This is a genomic window from Clostridium sp. chh4-2 (genome assembly GCF_002899675.1).
Taxonomy (GTDB): Bacteria; Bacillota; Clostridia; order Lachnospirales; family Lachnospiraceae; genus CHH4-2.
In genome coordinates, this window is record NZ_PKUU01000003.1 from 179,589 (window position 1) to 199,683 (window position 20,095).

21 protein-coding genes and 1 tRNA gene are annotated in these 20,095 nt (G+C 42.3%); 11 read left to right on the forward strand and 11 right to left on the reverse strand.

Annotated features, from left to right (window positions below; all coding sequences use genetic code 11):
* The first annotated feature begins 161 nt into the window (after positions 1-161).
* From C0033_RS04245 to C0033_RS04255, 3 genes are all read left to right on the forward strand, one after another.
* Positions 162-249 (forward strand) — tRNA-Ser (locus C0033_RS04245).
* 264 nt (positions 250-513) lie between these two features.
* On the forward strand, positions 514-1,206 hold the full coding sequence (locus C0033_RS04250; protein WP_103226630.1) for a hypothetical protein: 693 nt from the start codon (positions 514-516) through the stop codon (positions 1,204-1,206).
* Between the two features lie 29 nt (positions 1,207-1,235).
* Positions 1,236-2,306, forward strand: coding sequence for a CAP domain-containing protein (locus C0033_RS04255; RefSeq protein ID WP_180994557.1), 1,071 nt, complete (start codon positions 1,236-1,238; stop codon positions 2,304-2,306).
* A gap of 135 nt (positions 2,307-2,441) precedes the next feature.
* Here C0033_RS04255 and C0033_RS04260 read toward each other — a convergent pair whose 3' ends face one another.
* Positions 2,442-3,134 (reverse strand): hypothetical protein, encoded by a 693-nt coding sequence (locus C0033_RS04260; RefSeq protein ID WP_103226632.1) that lies wholly within the window; start codon positions 3,132-3,134, stop codon positions 2,442-2,444.
* Positions 3,135-3,211: 77 nt separating this feature from the next.
* A complete protein-coding gene (locus C0033_RS04265) occupies positions 3,212-3,589 on the reverse strand; it encodes a ty transcription activator TEC1 (protein ID WP_103226633.1) in 378 nt (125 codons plus the stop codon).
* 419 nt (positions 3,590-4,008) lie between these two features.
* Between C0033_RS04265 and C0033_RS04270 the strand changes: the two genes are divergently transcribed.
* Genes C0033_RS04270 through C0033_RS04280 form a run of 3 tightly spaced genes read left to right on the forward strand, consistent with a single transcriptional unit; the run spans position 4,009 to position 8,655 of the window.
* The gene (locus C0033_RS04270; RefSeq protein ID WP_103226634.1) at positions 4,009-5,343 is read left to right on the forward strand and encodes a citrate synthase; all 1,335 of its coding nucleotides are present in this window, start codon (positions 4,009-4,011) and stop codon (positions 5,341-5,343) included.
* A 2-nt stretch (positions 5,344-5,345) separates the two neighbouring features.
* Positions 5,346-6,344: an isocitrate/isopropylmalate family dehydrogenase gene (locus C0033_RS04275; RefSeq protein ID WP_103226635.1), complete on the forward strand. Its 999-nt coding sequence runs from the start codon at positions 5,346-5,348 to the stop codon at positions 6,342-6,344.
* Between the two features lie 10 nt (positions 6,345-6,354).
* Positions 6,355-8,655: a hydratase gene (locus tag C0033_RS04280; protein WP_103226636.1), complete on the forward strand. Its 2,301-nt coding sequence runs from the start codon at positions 6,355-6,357 to the stop codon at positions 8,653-8,655.
* Between the two features lie 79 nt (positions 8,656-8,734).
* On the opposite strand, the gene C0033_RS04285 is transcribed toward C0033_RS04280, so the two are convergent.
* The 7 genes from C0033_RS04285 to C0033_RS04315 all read right to left on the reverse strand — a co-directional run bounded on the left by C0033_RS04285 (position 8,735) and on the right by C0033_RS04315 (position 12,233).
* Positions 8,735-9,253 (reverse strand): GNAT family N-acetyltransferase, encoded by a 519-nt coding sequence (locus C0033_RS04285; protein ID WP_242984410.1) that lies wholly within the window; start codon positions 9,251-9,253, stop codon positions 8,735-8,737.
* Between the two features lie 38 nt (positions 9,254-9,291).
* On the reverse strand, positions 9,292-9,804 hold the full coding sequence (locus tag C0033_RS04290) for an adenylate kinase (protein ID WP_103226638.1): 513 nt from the start codon (positions 9,802-9,804) through the stop codon (positions 9,292-9,294).
* An 18-nt stretch (positions 9,805-9,822) separates the two neighbouring features.
* Positions 9,823-10,053 carry a DUF4318 domain-containing protein gene (locus C0033_RS04295; RefSeq protein ID WP_242984411.1) on the reverse strand — a complete coding sequence of 77 codons (231 nt, stop codon included), beginning with the start codon at positions 10,051-10,053 and terminating at the stop codon, positions 9,823-9,825.
* 69 nt (positions 10,054-10,122) lie between these two features.
* Positions 10,123-10,662 carry a hypothetical protein gene (locus C0033_RS04300; RefSeq protein ID WP_103226639.1) on the reverse strand — a complete coding sequence of 180 codons (540 nt, stop codon included), beginning with the start codon at positions 10,660-10,662 and terminating at the stop codon, positions 10,123-10,125.
* Between the two features lie 12 nt (positions 10,663-10,674).
* A complete protein-coding gene (locus tag C0033_RS04305; RefSeq protein WP_242984412.1) occupies positions 10,675-10,923 on the reverse strand; it encodes a hypothetical protein in 249 nt (82 codons plus the stop codon).
* A gap of 80 nt (positions 10,924-11,003) precedes the next feature.
* Complete coding sequence (locus tag C0033_RS04310; RefSeq protein ID WP_103226770.1) at positions 11,004-11,360, reverse strand: hypothetical protein; 357 nt, start codon at positions 11,358-11,360, stop codon at positions 11,004-11,006.
* 66 nt (positions 11,361-11,426) lie between these two features.
* Positions 11,427-12,233: a histidinol-phosphatase HisJ family protein gene (locus C0033_RS04315; RefSeq protein WP_103226640.1), complete on the reverse strand. Its 807-nt coding sequence runs from the start codon at positions 12,231-12,233 to the stop codon at positions 11,427-11,429.
* Between the two features lie 395 nt (positions 12,234-12,628).
* Here C0033_RS04315 and C0033_RS04320 point away from each other — a divergent pair, with 395 nt between their 5' ends.
* The gene (locus C0033_RS04320) at positions 12,629-14,314 is read left to right on the forward strand and encodes a Na/Pi cotransporter family protein (RefSeq protein ID WP_103226641.1); all 1,686 of its coding nucleotides are present in this window, start codon (positions 12,629-12,631) and stop codon (positions 14,312-14,314) included.
* A 183-nt stretch (positions 14,315-14,497) separates the two neighbouring features.
* A complete protein-coding gene (locus C0033_RS04325; RefSeq protein ID WP_103226642.1) occupies positions 14,498-15,124 on the forward strand; it encodes a 3D domain-containing protein in 627 nt (208 codons plus the stop codon).
* A gap of 105 nt (positions 15,125-15,229) precedes the next feature.
* Here C0033_RS04325 and C0033_RS04330 read toward each other — a convergent pair whose 3' ends face one another.
* Complete coding sequence (locus C0033_RS04330) at positions 15,230-15,412, reverse strand: (2Fe-2S)-binding protein (protein WP_103226643.1); 183 nt, start codon at positions 15,410-15,412, stop codon at positions 15,230-15,232.
* A gap of 512 nt (positions 15,413-15,924) precedes the next feature.
* Here C0033_RS04330 and gap point away from each other — a divergent pair.
* The 3 genes from gap (at position 15,925) to tpiA (ending at position 19,101) form a co-directional block, all read left to right on the forward strand.
* Positions 15,925-16,956: a type I glyceraldehyde-3-phosphate dehydrogenase gene (gap, locus tag C0033_RS04335; RefSeq protein ID WP_103226644.1), complete on the forward strand. Its 1,032-nt coding sequence runs from the start codon at positions 15,925-15,927 to the stop codon at positions 16,954-16,956.
* 159 nt (positions 16,957-17,115) lie between these two features.
* Complete coding sequence (locus C0033_RS04340; protein WP_103226645.1) at positions 17,116-18,330, forward strand: phosphoglycerate kinase; 1,215 nt, start codon at positions 17,116-17,118, stop codon at positions 18,328-18,330.
* Between the two features lie 21 nt (positions 18,331-18,351).
* The gene (gene tpiA / locus C0033_RS04345) at positions 18,352-19,101 is read left to right on the forward strand and encodes a triose-phosphate isomerase (RefSeq protein WP_103226646.1); all 750 of its coding nucleotides are present in this window, start codon (positions 18,352-18,354) and stop codon (positions 19,099-19,101) included.
* Between the two features lie 106 nt (positions 19,102-19,207).
* Here tpiA and C0033_RS04350 read toward each other — a convergent pair whose 3' ends face one another.
* A complete protein-coding gene (locus tag C0033_RS04350; protein ID WP_103226647.1) occupies positions 19,208-20,002 on the reverse strand; it encodes a M55 family metallopeptidase in 795 nt (264 codons plus the stop codon).
* Positions 20,003-20,095 lie beyond the last annotated feature (93 nt).

Here is a 20,095-nt window from a genome sequence, read left to right on the forward strand (position 1 = left end):
AAAAATGATAAGTCAATTATATCAATATGGGTGAATCGTGTAAACATTTTCTTGACTTTTAATCTCTTACAGTTTTTCTTTTTCAAACTTTTACAAACAATGTAATCCTGATCTTGCAAAATAGAGCAATGTCGTGTATAATAAAGCGGTTAGTATTTTATGGAGACGTATCGAAGTGGCCATAACGAGACTGACTCGAAATCAGTTTGTCGCGTAAGCGGCACGAGGGTTCGAATCCCTCCGTCTCCGCTCCTAGACCCTTGTGTTTACAAGGGTCTTATTTTTTGTGTTGCATTTCGTGTTGCATAAATTCCAGCAAGGCATCATTCCCTCTTCCCTCCTCTCCATTGAAGAAAACGATGGCTAAAAGCCCGGATTGGTTACTGAGGATATAAAATAGGCTTTTTGTCAGAAATAAATGTAATATTATATAAAATTTGATATAATACAATCAACAGTTAAGTGAAATGATTTAAGCAATAAAATAAACGATAGGAAAAGGAGTTAGTGAGTATGAATGCGGTTAAGAGACTATTGGCAGTTGGAGCGGCGATTGGATTAACAGTTGCAGGCAGTATGGCAGCTTATGCGGGCGAGTGGAAATTTGATGACACCGGCTGGTGGTACCAAAATGATGATGGTTCCTATCCGGCCGACAAGTGGGAATGGATTGTTCAGGAATTAACTTCCGGTCTGGCCTACTGTTACTATTTTGACAGTAACGGATATATTTTAAAGGATACAACAACTCCGGACGGTTATCAGGTGAATCCGGACGGTGTTTGGATAGAGAATGGGGAAATTCAAAAGAAATTCCTGGATACAGAAGAGATCAACAAGTTCAGAAATGAGCTTGAACAGAAAAAACAGGAGAGGGATGAAGCTTCTGTACAGGATGCAAAAGATGCCTTGTATGATGCCGAGGATATGAGCTTTTATTATAGGGGGCAGGCTGTTTTTGACTATCTGGAGGCGCTGGGATTTAATACCACCGGTTTGTCGATCAGCAGGGACGAAGGTGTCAGATATACCTCCGAGCTAATGTTAGGCGGCAACGGAAACTCAATGTATAACCTGCTGAAATACAATTCCCAAAATGTAATGAAGAAGATTGCAGAATATGTGAGCGGAAAGAGCTATTTAGATGAAGATGGTGAGAAAGCCGACAATCTGATCACAGCAGTGGAAGAGTATCTGAATAGATAGAAAGACGGTAAAATGAGGAGCGAATGGGTATGAAAAAGAAAATTGGAAGAATTGCCGGTTTATCTTTATGTTTAACATTATTATTTTCCACCAATGCATTTGCCGAATGGAGGCAGGAGCAGGGAAACTGGTGGTTTGTGAATGCGGATGGAAGTTATGCAAAAGACGGATGGCAGTGGATCGGAAACAAATGTTATTATTTTACTTCTGAAGGATACTGTCTGATGAATACGAAGACGCCGGACGGCAATGATGTTGACGCCAGCGGAGCCTGGATTGTTGACGGGGTGGTTCAGATACGGCCGTATAATCCGGTAAAGGGCTGGAATGATGTGGATGGTACGTGGAAGTATTATACGGGAAGCAAATATATAACGTCCGATTGGAAGACAATTGAGAACAAACGCTATTATTTTGATGAGAACGGCAATATGGCGAAAGGTTTTCGGCACATCAATGGGGATCAGTATTATTTTAATGATGACGGCTCCCTGCAGATGGAATCATTTACCTTGGATGATATGCGGTATATCATAAAGGAAAAGGGCATAATTGCTGATGAAATCGATGAGTTTGACTGGTTTACAGGAAATTACCGGGATTCGGATGATGATGATTACGACAGATCGGACGATTATGATAATTCCTGGTATTATGATAATTCTGATTATGATGACGATTATGACTACTCCGATTATTATAACAACGATACCATTGAAGCGGATGAAGGCAGCTACGCTTATGAAGTGTTTGAAATTGTAAACAGGGAGAGGCGAAAAGAGGACAGGGAAAACTTAGAATGGGATGTTGAATTGGCATATTGTGCTCAGGAGCGGGCTTACGAAATTCATGAAAAGTATGAACATACCCGCCCGGACGGGTCTTCCTGGTATACCATTTTAAAAGACGAGGGTATTTCTTATCAAAGCTGCGGCGAAAATATCGCTTATGGGCAGCGGTCACCGGAAAATGTGATGAATGCATGGATGAATTCCACCGGCCATAAGAATAATATTTTAAAATCTTCATTTGGACGTATGGGCGTCGGATGCGCTTATGTCAACGGAAGTTATTATTGGGTACAGATCTTTGCCGATTAATGGGAATTTTATATCGTTGAGAAAAAACGCCGGTAAGAAGGGAAAGGTGAACAGGGCCTTCCCTTCTTACCGGCGTTTTTTCTATATAAAGAGCGATGTCACGCAGCAGCGGTCTGTGAAGACAGAGCGTCCATCTTACTGTGATGCCTTGTTTACCATGGAAAGCATCAATGAATCCGGCTTAAACGGTTCATTTTGATTATTAGTTGCGATTATGATTATATAAACAGTTTTCTCAACGGTTCTGTAATAATAAGCCATGCTGGATATATTAGGATCGCCGGTTGTTTCAAAGTAATATTTACGCCATGTTGTATTGTTGAAACTCGTCATCGCTTTATAGGAATAATCTCCTCCCGAAGATGCTGCCGTATAATCCAGGTCTTCATCCGTAATTTTCACGTTATAATCCTGTTTTCCGATTGCGATAACCGTCTCATAATCGGATGAGAAAAATTTTAACCCGGTTTTGGACATTTCATTCAGGCTAAATCCATCCGGCGTTGTAAACACCAGGTCGCCCAAAGTATGTTCCGGAAGAGCAGGCACGTTTTGGGTTTGTATTCTGCCGTCCACCGTCCACGCGCCGTCTGCATCCACGGTATACCCGTCCGGCGTTACCGTATCCGTTAAACAATACCCTTCCGGAGTAAAATAGTAGCATTTCCCGTCAATCCAGCTCCACCCGTCTCTGATAAACATTAAATCTCCGTTATCATACTTCCATCCGGCGTCATCCTGTTTCCATTCTCCGGCGAAAGCAGTAAAGGAACAGACTGCGCTCAGCAGCGCAGCTGCCAGCATGACGTTCATTTTCCTGTTTTTCATGTCCACACCCCTCCTTTTACAATCGTATCATCTGCTTTCAGTATATCATAAAGAACCGGGAATTTCAGATCTTTCAGTTACGGATTTTTTAATTCTGTTTCAGGGAGAGAAATGTCCTCTTTTGCCGGTTCAGATATGGTGAGCTGAAGGGTGCAGGAAGTTTTCTGTCCGTCATAGTAAACGGGAAGCTGATAGATGCCGGGAACCTGAAAATTAACGCCGGACTTGTCATAATTAAACTTTGAAAAATCGTAATCAGAATCGGGGAAATAGATTTTAAAATCAACTTCAGGAACTTCGCCTGTCAGTGCGTTCAGATATAAAGTGGTTGGGCTGTTTTTATCAAATAGAGGATCGCTTGTATTCTCTCCTTTGAAAAACAGAAGGAAAGCCAGCAGTACCAATACCAAGATGCTGAAGCCGGTCATCCGGAACGAAATTTTTTTATTTTTCATTTATTACCTCTCATTCTGCCGCAGATGCGGCGTTCTTTCTATATAAAATTAGCGGCTATTTATTAATATATCACGTTAAAGCATGAAGTTCAAATGTAATACATTTAAGCTTTAGATTGTGAATCAGTTGCAGAAATGAATGGATATTTTAATTAAAAACTGATAAAAAAAGAATATTAATAATAAAAACTGAAATAAAAGAGCATGATTTTTGAAATTAAAGAATATACTATAAGGAAAAAACTGCAAATCACAACTTTTTGATTGTAATATCAACAATATATTGACTTTGATTTCTGGGCGTGGTAGACTACACAACATAGTGAAACAAGAAAACATTAGAAACATGTCAATGGAGACATCGTATATTTTATTTGCGATGCCTTTTTTTTAAACTTTTATCACCATGAGGAGGCGCTATGGGTAATAATTTTATTGCACAATCATTTGGAAAATCTATGAACTATACGGATATCCCCAACTGTCTGTTTAAAGAGTACAACGTAAAAAAGGGCCTTCGTAACGAGGACGGAACCGGCGTTCGTGTGGGGCTTACCAGAGTATCGGATGTTGTAGGGTATGATCTGGAGGATGGAAAAAAGGTGGAAGTTCCAGGTAAACTTTTTTACCGTGGAATCAGCTTAAACGATCTGGTGGCCGGAAAAGGAGATTCTCATTATGGATATGAAGAAGCCTGTTTCCTGCTTTTGTTTGGATTTTTACCGTCTAAGAAGGAACTCATGGAGTTCTCAGGAGTGATAAAACAATTCTATTCTCTTCCCGATGAATTTTTGGAGATGAACTTTTTGAGAATGCCGTCCAAAGATTTGATGAATCTATTGCAGTGTGCAGTCTTATCTCTGTACAATTATGATCCGAATCCGGATGACATTGACCCTTACCAGAATATTTTAAAAGGACTTAATCTGATCGGAAAGATGCCGTTAATCATCTGCTACGGTTATCAAAGCCAGCTTCACTATTTCCAGAAGCAGAGCCTGATCATCCATTATGCGAGAAATGATTATTCCATTGCTGAAAATATCCTGTACATGATTCGTGAAGACAGGAAGTTTACCGATCAGGAAGCCAAAATGCTGGATACTCTTCTGTTAATCCACGCAGACCACGGCGGCGGAAACAACTCCACGTTTACCAACGTAGTGATCGCCTCCACAGGAACCGATATCTATTCCACCATGGCCGGTTCCATCGGCTCCTTAAAGGGACCGAGACACGGCGGCGCCAATATCCGCTGTGCACAGATGATGCAGGCCGTTACCGACGAGATCGGGTTTACCACAGATGAAGCGAAAATCAGAGGCGTTATCAAACGGATTCTGGATAAAGATTTCTATGATAAATCCGGATTGGTTTACGGAATGGGTCATGCGGTATATACGGTTTCCGATCCGAGAGCCGAGATTTTGAAAGAGTACTGCGGCGATCTTGCAAGAGAAAAACACAGAGAAAAGGAATTTGAATTCCTTCAGACATTTGAAAAAATTGCGAGAGAGATGCTTCTTGAGAAAACCGGAAAAACCGTTTCCAACAATGTTGATTTCTACAGCGGATTTGCATATAACATGCTCAATATTCCAAAAGAACTGTACACACCGCTGTTTGCCTGCAGCCGTCTGGTAGGCTGGCTGGCCCACAACATTGAGAATAAACTTTACGATGGAAGAATTATGAGACCTGCAACCAAATATGTAGGCGATACAATTAACTATAAAGCGATGGAGGAAAGATAGAGATGAATAAGACAATTACAGTTTTTAGAGGTGATGGAATCGGTCCGGAGATCACGGATTGTGTAATCGATATTTTAAAAGCAGCAGGCGCAGAACTGGATTACGAAATCTTTAATGTAGGCCAGAAGGAGATGGAAGAACACGGCGCTTTAATTCCTGACGAAGCATATGCTTCTTTTGAAAAGAATAAAGTCCTTTTGAAATCCCCGATCACAACGCCGATTGGAAAAGGCTTCCGTTCATTAAACGTGGCTCTGAGAAAAAAATATGATCTCTATGCCAACATCCGCCCGGCAAAATCCAATACGGCCGTGAAATCAGCATTCGATAATGTGGATCTGGTTACCTTCCGCGAGAATACGGAGGATTTGTACGTAGGTGTGGAAGAAAAAATTGATGAAGACACCATTCATGCAACAAAGATCATTACAAGAGCTGCCAGCGAAAGAATCATCAGAGATGCATTTGAATATGCAAAAGCGCATGGCAGAAAGAAAGTTACCTGTGTACATAAAGCCAACATACTGAAGATGTCGGACGGTATGTTTTTAGATATCTTCCGCCAGATTGCAGCTGAATATCCGAATATTGAAAGCAATGATATGATCGTGGATAATGTCTGCATGCAGCTGGTTATGAACCCTCATAAATATGACATCATGGTTATGCCAAACCTTTACGGCGATATCGTATCGGATTTAACAAGCGGATTGATCGGCGGTCTGGGACTTCTTCCATCCAGCAACCTTGGAAAAGATTACGCCATGTTTGAGGCCGTACACGGAAGCGCTCCTGACATTGCCGGAAAGCATATCGCTAACCCTACCGCGCTTTTATGGTCTGCCTGCATGATGTTGGAATATTTAAAACAGTTTGACTGTGCATCCAGAATCAGAGCGGCAGTTGATACCGTTCTGGAAAAAGCGGACTGCCTGACACCTGATTTGGACGGAACAGCTACCACAGAAGAATACAGGGATGCGATTATCGCAGCATTATAGGAGGAAACCCATGATTAAATTATATGACGGCGGGGCATATCTGTTAAATGGAGTGACAATCGTAGATGAAAAGGAATATGCCGAAAAAAGCAGTGCAGAGGGAAACTACGTAGCGAAGGAAGAAGCCAAAAAAGGCACCATGGCTTATTCCATTTTAAATGCTCACAATGTTTCCGATAACATGGACCATCTTAAAATCAAATTCGACGCTATGACATCACATGATATCACATTTGTAGGCATCATACAGACGGCAAAAGCTTCCGGCATGACGGAATTCCCGATTCCATATGTTATGACAAACTGCCATAACTCCCTCTGTGCGGTGGGCGGAACCATCAACGAAGACGATCACGTATTCGGACTTTCCGCTGCTAAAAAGTACGGCGGAATCTTCGTGCCGCCTCATATTGCAGTTATGCACCAGTACATGCGGGAAATGATGGCCGGATGTGGTAAGATGATTCTGGGCTCCGACAGCCATACCCGCTACGGTGCGTTAGGAACCATGGCCATCGGCGAAGGCGGCGGAGAGCTTGTAAAACAGCTGCTCTGCGATACTTACGACGTCACTTATCCCGGAGTTGTGGGCGTTTATCTGGAAGGTAAACCAGGCCCGGGAGTAGGCCCTCATGATATTGCCTTAGCCATCGTGGGAGCTGTATTCAAAAGCGGTTATGTGAAAAATAAAGTGATGGAATTTGTAGGCCCCGGAATCTCTTCCATGACCACAGATTTCAGAAACGGCGTGGATGTAATGACCACAGAAACCACCTGTCTGTCCTCCATCTGGAGAACGGATGAGGATACGAAAGAATTCTTAACCATGCATGGAAGAGGGGAAGAATACAAGGAGCTGAATCCTGCCGACGTGGCTTATTACGACGGCATGGTCTATGTGGATTTAAGCGACGTAAAACCGATGATCGCCCTTCCATTCCATCCCAGCAATGTTTATACAATCGATGAATTAAATGCCAATTTAGGTGATATTTTAAGAAGCGTGGAAGTGGAAGCGGAGAAGATCAGCGGAAACCGCGGCTTAAATTATAAACTGACCGACAAAATTATCGGCGGAAAACTGTATGTACAGCAGGGAATTATCGCAGGATGCGCAGGCGGCAATTACAGCAATGTGATGGCGGCAGCCCATATTCTGAAGAACTGCAAATGCGGCCATGATGAATTTACCCTGTCCGTCTATCCGTCTTCCCAGCCTGTATTCATGGATCTGGTGAAGAAGGGGGCTGTGGCAGACCTGATGGCAGCGGGAGCGGCTGTTAAGACCGCATTCTGCGGGCCTTGTTTCGGCGCCGGAGATACGCCTGCGAACAATGCGCTCAGCATCCGCCATACAACCAGAAACTTCCCTAACCGTGAAGGTTCCAAACCCGGTTCCGGCCAGATGTCGGCCGTGGCTCTCATGGATGCCCGCTCTATCGCAGCGACCAGCGCAAACGGCGGTTTCCTGACCTCAGCGTCCAGAGTTATGGATGATTATGAGATTCCTGCCTATGAGTTCGACGACTCTTCCTATGTTAGCCGTGTTTATCAGGGATTCGGCAAGGCGGAAAAGGAAAATGACCTGGTTTACGGACCAAATATTAAAGACTGGCCTCAGATGAGCGCCTTAACCGACAACATCCTGCTGAAAGTATGCTCCAAGATCATGGATGAGGTGACAACCACTGATGAACTGATCCCGTCAGGAGAGACTTCTTCTTACCGTTCCAATCCTCTGGGACTTGCAGAATTTACCCTGTCCAGAAGAGATCCGGAATATGTGGGGAGGGCAAAAGCAGTTGATGTGGTGGAGAAATCCAGAGCCGCAGGAAACTGTCCTTTCGAAGCAGCTCCTGAGTTAAAAGAAATCTTTGAAAAGATTCATCAGATTCCGGGCAATGAAGACGTTAAAGCGTCGGATACAGAGATCGGAAGCATGATTTACGCAGTGCGCCCAGGCGACGGTTCCGCCCGCGAACAGGCGGCCAGCTGTCAGAGAGTGCTGGGCGGACTTGCCAACATCGCATTTGAATACGCGACGAAACGCTACCGTTCCAATGTGATGAACTGGGGCATGATTCCATTCCTGATGGATGCAGACCCTGAATTTGAAATCGGCGACTATATCTATGTCCCGGGCATTAAACAGGCCTTAGACGGGGATATGAGCGATATTAAAGCATATGTGATCGGAGATACGGTTAAGACTTTGACCCTTCATATCGCTGATATGACGCCGGAAGAGCGTAAGATTGTAAAAGCCGGCAGCCTTATTAATTATAATCAGGTGAAAATGTTGAATCATTAATAGAGTGCGCCATAAAAGTGTAAAACGGGGCGGTTGGAGGAACATTAAATGTTCGTCCAGCCGCCCTGTTTTGTTCGTGCTATTTCATCCTTTTTTCAAGAATAAAACTTCCCGTTTCAATGTCTTTGGGATTTTCTATTTTTATAACATGAAAACCGCATTTATTAATGTAAAAATGATGATTTCTATGTGAAAAAATGGGTGTTTCTGTTTTCCATATCTCTGTATTGGGAAATTCATGTTCGACAAAATCCCAAACTATTTTGCCAATGCCTTTGTTTTCTTCTGCTGGGTCAATAAATACGTTTCCAAGGAAGTTGTGATTGGTGTCTGTGTTAATCCAAAGTATAATAGCGCCTATAACTTTTCCGGCTTTTAAAATTTTATAGGAGGTTGAGGCATTATCAAGCGCATAGCGGCGTAAAAAATCACCATTATCATAGCCAGGAGGACCGCCACAGTTTCTTCCTAAATGGATTCTGGTATCTTCATCAAAAGCGCGCTTCATAATAGGGGTAAGAACCTCAATATCCTTTTCCCGCACTTCTTCAAACACTAAATCCCTATATGTTTTCATTGATTTTTCCTCTTTCGCCAAGTTTTGTACTCCGCCATATTATCAGGCAGACTGGAATTTTACAGTTCGATATCCACCTGATATGCTTCATCAATTAAGATATAGTTACAGCTGAATTTTTGACACATGTCAAAATTATAATTATTTTCTTCGATTAATCTTTCTTCTGAAAGCCATGAATCTTCAATGCGGCTTTCGATAATATTTCCGTATTTACATATCTTATCAAAGTTTCTCTTTATATAAGACTCTGTCATTACGAGACAATAATACCTGATTTCCTGTAAATACCCGGCACTAAAATCCTTTTTCCAATCGAAAGGTATATAGCAGCCTTCAACGATAAGATTTTGCTTATTTTCAACCGCCGTTTTAATCATTTCTCTGATAATCGGCCATAAATAATCTGTGAGCTTATCATCATCTTCGGGAGTTAAATCCGTATTTTTACTACGTATCAGTCCCATTTTTATATGGTCAATCGAAAGGTAAGGATATTTATATTTTTCAAGCATCTTTTGCGCCAACAAAGTCTTTCCTGTATGAGAACTTCCAGCGATTAAAATAATCATTCTCTGTCTCCGTAAAGTTTATTTTTCTCTGCATTTAATTCCGTAGTTTCCCCGGCTTCCAAGCTGATATCCCCGGTATATTTCATATGTTTTCTCATCGATCACAACTTCATCATCGCCAGGAAAAGAATAGGAGTATCCGTTTTCTTCACAGTATTTAGAAATTGCCTGCTGTGCCTTTTTTACAGTCGGATAAACATCACTGGTCTCATAAGGTACCCAAAAAGCTTTTTTTAACATTTTAAGCATATAATTACCCCTTTCAATTTAAATAATAAATATTAGCAAGAACCGATTTGTCTCCCCTATAAGCTGAAATTAAGCAATCTGCTCGATACGGCATTTTTGACACAGAGGATAGTTTGCAATAAAAGGTGCTGTCTTTTCTTTCATTTCAAGAAACGAGGTTCCATAAAAATATAGAGCTGTGTATGTATTTCCCTCCCAATAGCTGTACATTCTGCCGGTTTCTCCTAATGCCTGTTCCATTTGTTCAACCGCATAATTGATATCACAAGTCTGGTAAATATCATCAGGTAAATCAACACCATTGAAATAATATGCTATGCCCTCTAATGTTCCCACTTCAATTTCCGGTTCTAACCCTTGCAATACGGAACCCTTGGGAATTCCTATTTTGTTGAGCAAATCCGTCAAATATTCAATACAGTCCAAATCGTCATTGTTCAAGTGAATTTCTATATCACAATAGGCAATTTCTCCATCGGGATTTTGAGCCGTACCTCCCCCGGTTATTTCGCCTAACTGTTTATTCTCCAATATTTCCTGCAGCGCATCTTCTAATTCAAATCTGTGCTTCGGCTGAAATCTGGCATTTAATTTTAATGTTAAATCCATTGTTTTATCTCCTTATTTTATGCAAAATGTTTCCTTGCAATTTTTTTCAAGAAATAGATGATTATCGTGTGCAGTTAGTGGTGGTTTATGAACAAGTGCGGCATCGATATCGACATAATAATCTGCTTTAATATTTTCATTAACGGGCAAGTTATCAAGAGGCAGTTCTTCAAAATTATATCGTGCACAGAATATTGAAATAAAATCCTTGGTATCTGCCTCTGCTTGAATTTCTGCCACTCGTTTCTTTAATTCAGACACGGAACAACTTGGACCGTGAAGCATTCTGTCTCTTGGATACATTTCAATGTAAATAAGCACGTTTTAAATTTCCTCCCTCATTACTCTTTCAAATGCTGCATTCTTTTATTTATGAACGCAGAAATCAACATAGCGGTTATTCCCAAAATGAGGTAAATTCCTGCATAAATGTTAAAACCAGATTCGCCCATATCAAAAAATATCCATGTGCCTGATACGAATAAGATTGCTGTAATAAACGGCAAACTCCATAGATTTCGAATATTTGTTCCTGCAATAACGCCCATGAAAACAGAATAGATCGGATTTACTGCAAAAAACAGTAAGAAACAAGCAGCCATCCCGGCATCACTTTTTACAAAAGTAATTACAAGCCAGGGAAAGGCCAGCATAACTATTGCAGAAATTACCAGCCAAAAGACAAATTTATTTTTCATAAAAGTTATAAATACCTCCATCTATCCCGCCCTTCAACTTTTTTCGTCCTACTTGAGTTCCAAATCTCAGATAGGAATAAACTCCGGCTTTCTTTCATGATAAACCGTATAATAGCGGAAACCGCAATTTTGCAGTACCGGCTTTAACCGCTGAAAGTCATAGGCCAGATGTTCCGGTGTGTGCGCATCAGAACCGATGGTTAAGATTTCCCCTCCCAGTTCGCGGTATCTGGACAGGATCTCTTCACTGGGATTGGGGTGTCCAAGCTTATACTTATAACCGCCGGTATTGCACTCCAAGCCCTTACCCTTTTCAATCAATGTCTTTAATATAGGATCGATTAAATCCCTGTATTCTTCTAAAGAATAAAATTCATTTTTATTAGGCCCATAACGTACAACATAGTCCAGATGGCCGAATACGTCAAAGCAGTCCAGTTCCTTAACCCGTTTCAAAGTGATTTCAAAATATCGGCAGTAGGCTTCTTTTTCAGTACGTCCCTGGAAAAATTCGGGATAATAAGGATCTTTCCGGTCGATAAAATGGCTGGAACCGATGATAAAGTCAAATGTATGATTCTTTACAAAGTCTTCTAAATACTCTTTAATATGAAGCTGAAGCCCCAGCTCGATACCTATATTGACTTTTATCCGGCTCAAATATTCCTCCCGTATCCGGTTCATAAAGGGCAGATAGGAATCAATATCCAATTCAAAGATAGGCCCTAAGCCTGGAACCACTACGTCATGGTCATGATGATCAGTAATGCATATTTCCTTCATGCCCAATTTGATGGCCTGATCAAGCTGCTTGGAAACCGGAGTGTCGGAATCCCCGGAAAAATCAGTGTGCGTGTGAAAGTCAGAAAACATGAGTATGCTCCTTTTACTGTTATGTGTGTAAATGATTTCTTTATTAAGTGTAGTGCCCTTGGGGTGGGATGTCAATGGCGATACTATCTTAGTTTTTGCATTCCGCACGCTTACAGCCTCTTATGCCCGAATGCGGAATACTGGCCCCTCTGCATTGGCGGGCGCTGAGAAAATGGGCCGGGGCTCACAGCAGGAACCATGCGGAATGCAAAAACTTCAACTGCATTAGGGATATTATACAGCAGATGCGGGTATAAAAAGCAATTTAACTTAAATTTAACGAAAATTTATCGAATTCTTAAAAAAGATTGAAATAAAAAGCCTGTCTATGTTATCATTGAACTGTCTGCGTTTGCAGAAATACAAAAGATTTTATTTTTGGTGAGGAGGATTTTATGTCAATCAGTGACATTTCGAATCTGTTTGGGTTCTTGGGCGGTCTTGGTATGTTCTTATATGGTATGAACATTATGGCAGACGGTATGCAAAAAACTGCCGGATCTAAGATGAGCCAGTTTTTGGGGATGCTGACAAACAACCGCTTTTTGGCAGTGGGGCTGGGAGCCTTGATTACGGCTATTATTCAGAGCAGCGGTGCCACTACGGTCATGGTGGTTGGTTTTGTAAGTGCTGGGGTTTTAAATCTGTCTCAGGCAGTGGGAGTAATTATGGGCGCCAATATCGGTACCACAATTACTGCATGGATTGTATCCATGAGTCAGCTGGGGGATGCTTTTGAAGTTATGAAGCCGGCATTTTATGCGCCGTTTTTAATTGGTATTGGCGCGCTTTTGCTGGTATTTGCAAAAAAACAGAGACAAAAAACAATTGGGGAGATTCTCATCGGTCTGGGCCTTCTGTTCATGGGACTGGATTTGATGTCGGATTCCATTTCCGTATATACGGATGCTCCGATTTTCGCTAAGGCATTCGAGGTGCTGGGAGGAAATCCTTTGTTGGGCATGCTGATCGGTGCGCTTGTTACCGCATTGCTGCAGAGCTCTTCCGCATCGGTCGGTATCCTGCAGACGCTGGCAATGAACGGCGTGGTTACCACCGGGGCGGCCATCTACATTACATTGGGACAGAATATCGGTTCCTGTGTGACGGCCATGATTTCCAGTGCCGGCGGTTCCAGAACAGCCAAGAGGGCTGCTGCGATCCATCTGAGTTTTAATATTATCGGCGCGGTGATTTTCGGTGTGTTGGGCTTTGTGATGTTTACGATCAGGCCCTCGTTTGGTATGAGCGGGATTTCCGCCGTGCAGATTTCCATATTCCATACGATTTTCAACCTGACTAATACGGCTCTTTTATTCCCGTTTGCTAATCAGCTGGTTAAATTATCCGGCATTCTGGTGAAGGATAAACCGGAAGAAGGTTTGGCAGAAGGAGAAGAGGGAGAAGGCGATGAGGCAGTTCTGGCAGGCAGGCATTTGGACGAAAGAATCTTTGAATCGCCTGCATTTGCAGTGGAAACTGCGGCGCTGGAAGTGGTTCATATGGGCCAGATTGCGACTGAAAATGTGAAAAGGGCCATTGATGCCATTATCACAGGCAATATAAATGAAGTGGAAGAAGTTTATAAGACGGAAAAAGTGATCAACAACATGGAAAAACTGCTGACCGAGTATCTGATTAAGGTGGATAACCTGTCCCTGACCGAACATCAGAAATTAGTTGTCAACGATCTGTTCTACAGCGTCAGCGATATTGAACGCGTGGGAGATCATGCGGAAAACTTAGCGGAGTCGGCGGAATACATGGTGAATCACAAGCTGGATTTCTCAGAGACGGGAATCGCGGATTTAGAGGAGATCAGCAGCTCCGTTTTGAAGGCATTTGAATATGCCATCGACGCGAGACAGACTGGAAACATGGATTCTGTCCGTAAAGTGAGCCAGTACGAGGACGATGTGGACAGCATAGAGGAAGAACTGAGAGAGAAGCATATCGAGCGTCTTTCCACCGGTGAATGTGCTCCTTCGGCAGGAGTTATGTTCCTGGATATAATCAGCAATATGGAACGTATTTCCGACCATGCTTATAACCTGGCAGGATACGTTAAAAATGAGCAGTAGATCATAGAGGACGGCAGAAAATGATTCGGATTTCCGGATATTTTCTGCCGTCCGTTTTCATTTTACAGGAATAATTAATGATAAAATGAAAAAACATTAAAAATATGGAATAAATGGGATTAACTTTGTCAATGCTCTCTTTTGAATAGTAATAGATTCTGTTACAAGTGTTAAGGAGATCAGATGAGAAAGTTTTTGTTATTTGTGATTACCGTGTTATCCATTATTACAGTGACAGGCACCACGGTGCGGGCGGATGAAAGTGAAGCGCGTATCATAACAACAGAGCAGTTTATAGAAAAATTACAATATATTGATGATACTTCCACAAGATATGCGGTTTCCAATGATATCAATATCCGTACGGAGCCCAATACCAACTGCGAAGTCTACAGGCATACAAGATACAATGAAAAATTTGAAGTTCTGCTGGAGCTGGGCGGATGGAGTATGGTTTCGAAAGAAGGCATGGTTGCATTTATTAAATCCGAATATCTGTCAAAAGAAGAAACAGCCGTTTATATGGGAAAATTTAAAATCAGCCATTACTGCTGTGAAAAATACAAGCATATATGCGGTACCGGAAGCGGGAAAACAGCCACCGGACTGGATGTGCGGCCGGGCCTGATATCCGTGGACCCGAAACTGATACCGCTTGGATCAGTTGTGATCATCAACGGCAAGGAGTACCGGGCGGAAGATACCGGAGGAATGATAAAGGGGAAAAAGATTGATATGGCGGTTACCTATCATCAGGAAGCCCTGGATCTGGGTGTCTATTATGCCGATGTGTATGTAAAAAAGAAATGACATAACGGTTCAGCAGGTCTGTGCATTTACGAAATGACAGCATTTGCCCCCCGGACGGCTCTGTATCACGGCGCCGGCCAGGGGGCAAATCGGTTGTCAGGACGTTTATTTTTCTTTCACCAATTCGTCGATTAACTGCTGTACATCATCCAGACAGGCGCCGCATATGGTGCCCACTTCTGTTATTTCCTGTACTTCTTCCAAAGTTCTTGCGCCGGAATCAACCGCGTCCTTAATCATTCCATTGGTAATTCCAAGACAGCTGCAGATTGTATCGTTTAAATCCATTGTTGTTATCTCCTTTTTTTGGATAGTATCTGTTAAAAAAGTAATATTATTCATTTAAATTGAAAAATAGAATTTTAGAAAAATAGAGCAATTATGCGGAAAATAAAAAATCTGTTCTATTGTAAATCGGAAAAATTCATGGTAAAGTATAAAAAAATTACAGATGTATATAATAGGAAACGACTGTTTTTTCTCAGATTGAAAAATAATAGTTGTGAACTAAAGTCTGTTCTGTTACAATATTCATAGACAAAATGCGGATTCCTTCCATAGAATGACGGGAACTTTTAAAAATTTCAGGTTGTTGTATTGATATTCATCTGAATGGAATCCTTTATTTATGTCCCTTTGTGGTTAAAAGTGATAAAAGACCGCAGAAATAAGATTTTCCAGGAATTAATAAAAATTTAATACAAACTACTTGATCTTTCGTACTTTTTTATGTACAATGATCTGTAGGTTGATTATATTTTAACAATCATTTTAAAATTATTCTTTAGGAGGAATTAATTATGGCAGTAAAAGTAGCGATCAATGGTTTTGGACGTATTGGCCGTCTGGCTTTCAGACAGATGTTTGGCGCAGAAGGATATGAAGTAGTTGCAATCAACGATTTAACAGATCCTAAGATGCTTGCTCATTTATTAAAATATGACACTGCACAGGGCGGATATGCCGGACATTTGGGTGAAGGAAAACATACAGTAGAAGCTGGAGAAGATTCTATCACTGTAGACGGAAAGAATATCAAAATCTATGCAGAAAAGAACGCTGCTGATCTTCCTTGGGGAGAAATCGGTGTTGATGTAGTATTAGAGTGTACAGGCTTCTATTGCTCTAAAGATAAATCTCAGGCTCATATCGATGCAGGCGCTAAGAAAGTTGTTATCTCCGCACCAGCAGGCAATGACCTTCCAACTATCGTTTATAGTGTTAACGAGAACGTACTTACAGCTGATGACAAAATCATCTCCGCTGCTTCTTGTACAACAAACTGCTTAGCTCCTATGGCAAAAGCACTTAATGACTATGCTCCAATCGAATCCGGTATCATGTCAACAATCCACGCTTACACAGGCGATCAGATGATTCTTGACGGACCACACAGAAAAGGCGATTTAAGAAGAGCAAGAGCAGGCGCAGCTAACATCGTTCCTAACTCAACAGGTGCAGCTAAAGCTATCGGCTTAGTTATTCCTGAATTAAACGGCAAATTAATCGGTTCCGCACAGCGTGTTCCGGTTCCAACAGGATCTACTACAATCTTAGTAGCTGTTGTTAAAGGCAAAGACGTAACAAAAGAAGGCATCAATGCAGCTATGAAAGCAGCATCTTCTGAATCCTTCGGTTACATCGAAGATCCGATCGTTTCTTCCGACGTTATCGGTATGAGATACGGTTCTTTATTCGATGCAACTCAGACCATGGTTTCTAAAATTGGCGATGATCTGTATCAGGTACAGGTTGTTTCATGGTATGACAATGAGAATTCTTACACAAGCCAGATGGTAAGAACAATCAAATACTTTGCTGAATTAGCTTAATATTGTTCTGCGGACGAGCCGCGAACTCTATAACGATCCATAGAAGGGTCCGGTCATTTGGACCGGGCCCTTTTGATGTGTATAAGAATAATGTATACAAAACCAGAGCAATATGCCCGGGTTTTTGCCATTAGGAATGATAATAGGAGGATGATATCCATGTTAAACAAAAAAACTGTTGATGATTTAAAAGATCTGAAGGGTAAAAAAGTATTAGTCCGCTGCGATTTTAACGTTCCGTTAAAAGACGGCGTGATTCAGAACTACAACCGTATCGACGGCGCAATTCCAACCATCAAGAAATTACTTGACCAGGGCGCAAAAGTGATCCTTTGCTCCCACCTTGGAAAACCGAAGGGAGAGCCGGTTCCGGAGATGTCTTTAGCACCGGTTGCACCTGCTTTAGCAGAGAGACTGGGCGTGGAAGTGAAATTCGTAGACGACGCTAAGGTTACAGGACCTGAAACACAGAAAGTTGCCGCTGAATTAAAAGACGGCGAAGTACTTCTTCTTCAGAACACCCGTTACAGAGTGGAAGAGACAAAATACGGCAAAGACGATGCGGCTGCAGCATATGCAAAAGAACTGGCTGACCTTTGCGACGACGGTATTTTTGTAAATGACGCATTTGGTACCGCACACAGAGCGCACTGCTCCAACGTCGGCGTTGCAAAATGCTGTAAAGAGAATGTTGTTGGATACCTGATGGAAAAAGAAATCAAATTCCTGGGCGAAGCAGTTGAAAACCCGGTTCGTCCTTTCGTTGCAATCCTTGGCGGAGCAAAAGTATCTGATAAGATCAACGTAATCAACAACCTGCTTGATAAAGTGGATACCTTGATCATCGGCGGCGGTATGGCTTATACCTTCGCAAAAGCACAGGGTCAGGAAATCGGCAATTCTTTATGTGAAGAAGATAAGCTGGACTATGCATTAGAGATGGTGAAAAAGGCAGAAGCAAAAGGCGTGAAATTACTTCTTCCAGTAGACCATGTGGAAGGAAAAGAATTCTCCAACGATACAGAGAGAAAAGTTGTGGAAGTGATCGATGCAGGATGGTCAGGATTTGATATCGGACCTAAGACAATCGAACTGTATAAGAAAGCATTGGAAGGCGCTAAGACTGTTGTATGGAACGGACCGATGGGCGTGTTCGAATTCTCCAACTTCGCAGACGGTACTTTGGAAGTATGCCGTGCAGTTGCTGAATTAAAAGATGCAACCACAGTAATCGGCGGCGGTGATTCTGTAAACGCTGTAAAACGTCTTGGATTTGCTGATAAGATGACTCATATCTCTACAGGCGGCGGCGCTTCTCTGGAATTCCTGGAAGGAAAAGAATTACCAGGCGTAGCTGCAGCAGACAACAAATAAAAGAACAGGGAGAATAAGGGAATGGCAAGGAAAAAAATTATCGCCGGCAACTGGAAGATGAACATGACACCAACAGAAGCAGTTGCATTAGTAAATGAATTAAAACCATTGGTAGTTAATGACGAAGTGGACGTAGTATTCTGCGTTCCTGCAATCGATATCATTCCGGCTATGGAAGCAGCTAAGGGAACCAACATCAACATCGGTGCGGAAAACATGTATTATGAAGAAAAAGGCGCATATACAGGTGAAATTTCTCCGAACATGCTGGTTGATGCAGGTGTGAAATACGTGATTATCGGCCACTCCGAGAGAAGAGAGTATTTCGCTGAGACTGATGAAACCGTTAACAAAAAGGTTCTGAAAGCATTTGAGCATGGCTTAACACCAATCATTTGCTGCGGCGAGAGCTTAACACAGAGAGAACAGGGAATCACAATCGACTGGATTCGTCAGCAGATTAAGATCGCATTCCTTAATGTAACAGCAGATCAGGCGAAGACAGCAGTTATCGCTTATGAGCCAATCTGGGCAATCGGCACAGGAAAAGTTGCAACCACAGAGCAGGCACAGGAAGTTTGCGCTGCAATCCGCGTATGCATCGGCGAGATTTATGATGAAGCAACCGCTGAAGCGATCCGCATTCAGTACGGCGGTTCCGTATCAGCATCCAGCGCAGCAGAGTTATTTGCTCAGGTAGATATCGACGGCGGCCTGGTAGGCGGAGCTTCTTTAAAACCTGATTTCGGCAAGATCGTTAACTACAAATAAGGATTTTAGTGATAGAGATTTTTAAAAGTTAGAAAAAACCTCCGGCTGGACGGGTGACCGCCCTGTCGGAGGTTTTTTCATACTGTATTAGATGCGGCGCTCAGGCTTATAAAATAAACATTCTGGCAGCCATCACATCGTCAATGGAATCGGATGTATAGGATACGGTATAATCATCGATCTTTTTCACCCCCGGATACCAGGAAGCCTTAGAAGCGCGGAAGTGATCTTTGTAGTTGATCTCCATAGTCAGAATTTCAGGAAGGCTGATGTGGCAGCTGTTTTTTCTGAGAAGCCCTTCCTTCGCACCTTCCCGTATCATCTCCTGGGCTTTTGCAGGGGAGACGTTGATTGTGGCTGAGCCCATGCCTTCTTTTACTGCCACAGTGCGTATTTTGGGATCATATTTATGTACGTGTTCGGTCAGGGCCTGATCTCCGCTTAGAAATACAACAGGCACGCCCATGCTGGCCGCTATGTAGGCGTGAATCAAAAATTCAGAGGCCAGTTCTCCATTGAATTTCACATAATTGTTGCCCCGGTTCATGGTGTGGCTCAAAGGGCTGCCGCTGCTGCCGGCAGGGGAATGATATCCCACAAACATAACCGCATCAAATGTGGAGTCCAGTCCGCCCACCATGGAATAGGGGGTACAGGTCCAGTCATTGATGATTTTCACTTCTTTTTGAAACAGGGAGAGATCCATGTTGCGCCCTGAGTCGTGAGCGTCTTTCACATAGATTTCCTTGGCTCCCGCATCCAAAGCGCCCTGGCAGGCGGCGACCGCTTCCAATGTCATCTCCCGTGCCAGAGCTCCATATTCGATGTCCCCCAAATTGGTGGAAGACCAGGAGGTAGACCCGGATATTCCTTCAAAATCAACGCTGATATATACTTTCACTATAAGATCCTCCTTTAATAGGTTTGGATTCATTGTATATCAAAAGAACCGTTTATTCAATGAGTTTCATCAGCCTGCGTTGACAGAAAATAA

Excerpts from the sequence above, each read along its gene's own strand:
- C0033_RS04315 (WP_103226640.1), bottom strand. The coding sequence starts at position 12,233 with ATGTTTTCTGACTTTCACACGCACACTGATTTTTCCGGGGATTCCGAC.
- tpiA (WP_103226646.1), top strand. The coding sequence starts at position 18,352 with ATGGCAAGGAAAAAAATTATCGCCGGCAACTGGAAGATGAACATGACA.
- C0033_RS04295 (WP_242984411.1), bottom strand. The coding sequence starts at position 10,053 with ATGCTTAAAATGTTAAAAAAAGCTTTTTGGGTACCTTATGAGACCAGT.
- C0033_RS04265 (WP_103226633.1), bottom strand. The coding sequence starts at position 3,589 with ATGAAAAATAAAAAAATTTCGTTCCGGATGACCGGCTTCAGCATCTTG.
- C0033_RS04290 (WP_103226638.1), bottom strand. The coding sequence starts at position 9,804 with ATGATTATTTTAATCGCTGGAAGTTCTCATACAGGAAAGACTTTGTTG.
- C0033_RS04320 (WP_103226641.1), top strand. The coding sequence starts at position 12,629 with ATGTCAATCAGTGACATTTCGAATCTGTTTGGGTTCTTGGGCGGTCTT.
- C0033_RS04255 (WP_180994557.1), top strand. The coding sequence starts at position 1,236 with ATGAAAAAGAAAATTGGAAGAATTGCCGGTTTATCTTTATGTTTAACA.
- C0033_RS04300 (WP_103226639.1), bottom strand. The coding sequence starts at position 10,662 with ATGGATTTAACATTAAAATTAAATGCCAGATTTCAGCCGAAGCACAGA.
- C0033_RS04340 (WP_103226645.1), top strand. The coding sequence starts at position 17,116 with ATGTTAAACAAAAAAACTGTTGATGATTTAAAAGATCTGAAGGGTAAA.
- C0033_RS04260 (WP_103226632.1), bottom strand. The coding sequence starts at position 3,134 with ATGAAAAACAGGAAAATGAACGTCATGCTGGCAGCTGCGCTGCTGAGC.
- C0033_RS04250 (WP_103226630.1), top strand. The coding sequence starts at position 514 with ATGAATGCGGTTAAGAGACTATTGGCAGTTGGAGCGGCGATTGGATTA.
- C0033_RS04280 (WP_103226636.1), top strand. The coding sequence starts at position 6,355 with ATGATTAAATTATATGACGGCGGGGCATATCTGTTAAATGGAGTGACA.
- C0033_RS04325 (WP_103226642.1), top strand. The coding sequence starts at position 14,498 with ATGAGAAAGTTTTTGTTATTTGTGATTACCGTGTTATCCATTATTACA.
- C0033_RS04270 (WP_103226634.1), top strand. The coding sequence starts at position 4,009 with ATGGGTAATAATTTTATTGCACAATCATTTGGAAAATCTATGAACTAT.
- C0033_RS04330 (WP_103226643.1), bottom strand. The coding sequence starts at position 15,412 with ATGGATTTAAACGATACAATCTGCAGCTGTCTTGGAATTACCAATGGA.
- gap (WP_103226644.1), top strand. The coding sequence starts at position 15,925 with ATGGCAGTAAAAGTAGCGATCAATGGTTTTGGACGTATTGGCCGTCTG.
- C0033_RS04275 (WP_103226635.1), top strand. The coding sequence starts at position 5,346 with ATGAATAAGACAATTACAGTTTTTAGAGGTGATGGAATCGGTCCGGAG.
- C0033_RS04310 (WP_103226770.1), bottom strand. The coding sequence starts at position 11,360 with ATGAAAAATAAATTTGTCTTTTGGCTGGTAATTTCTGCAATAGTTATG.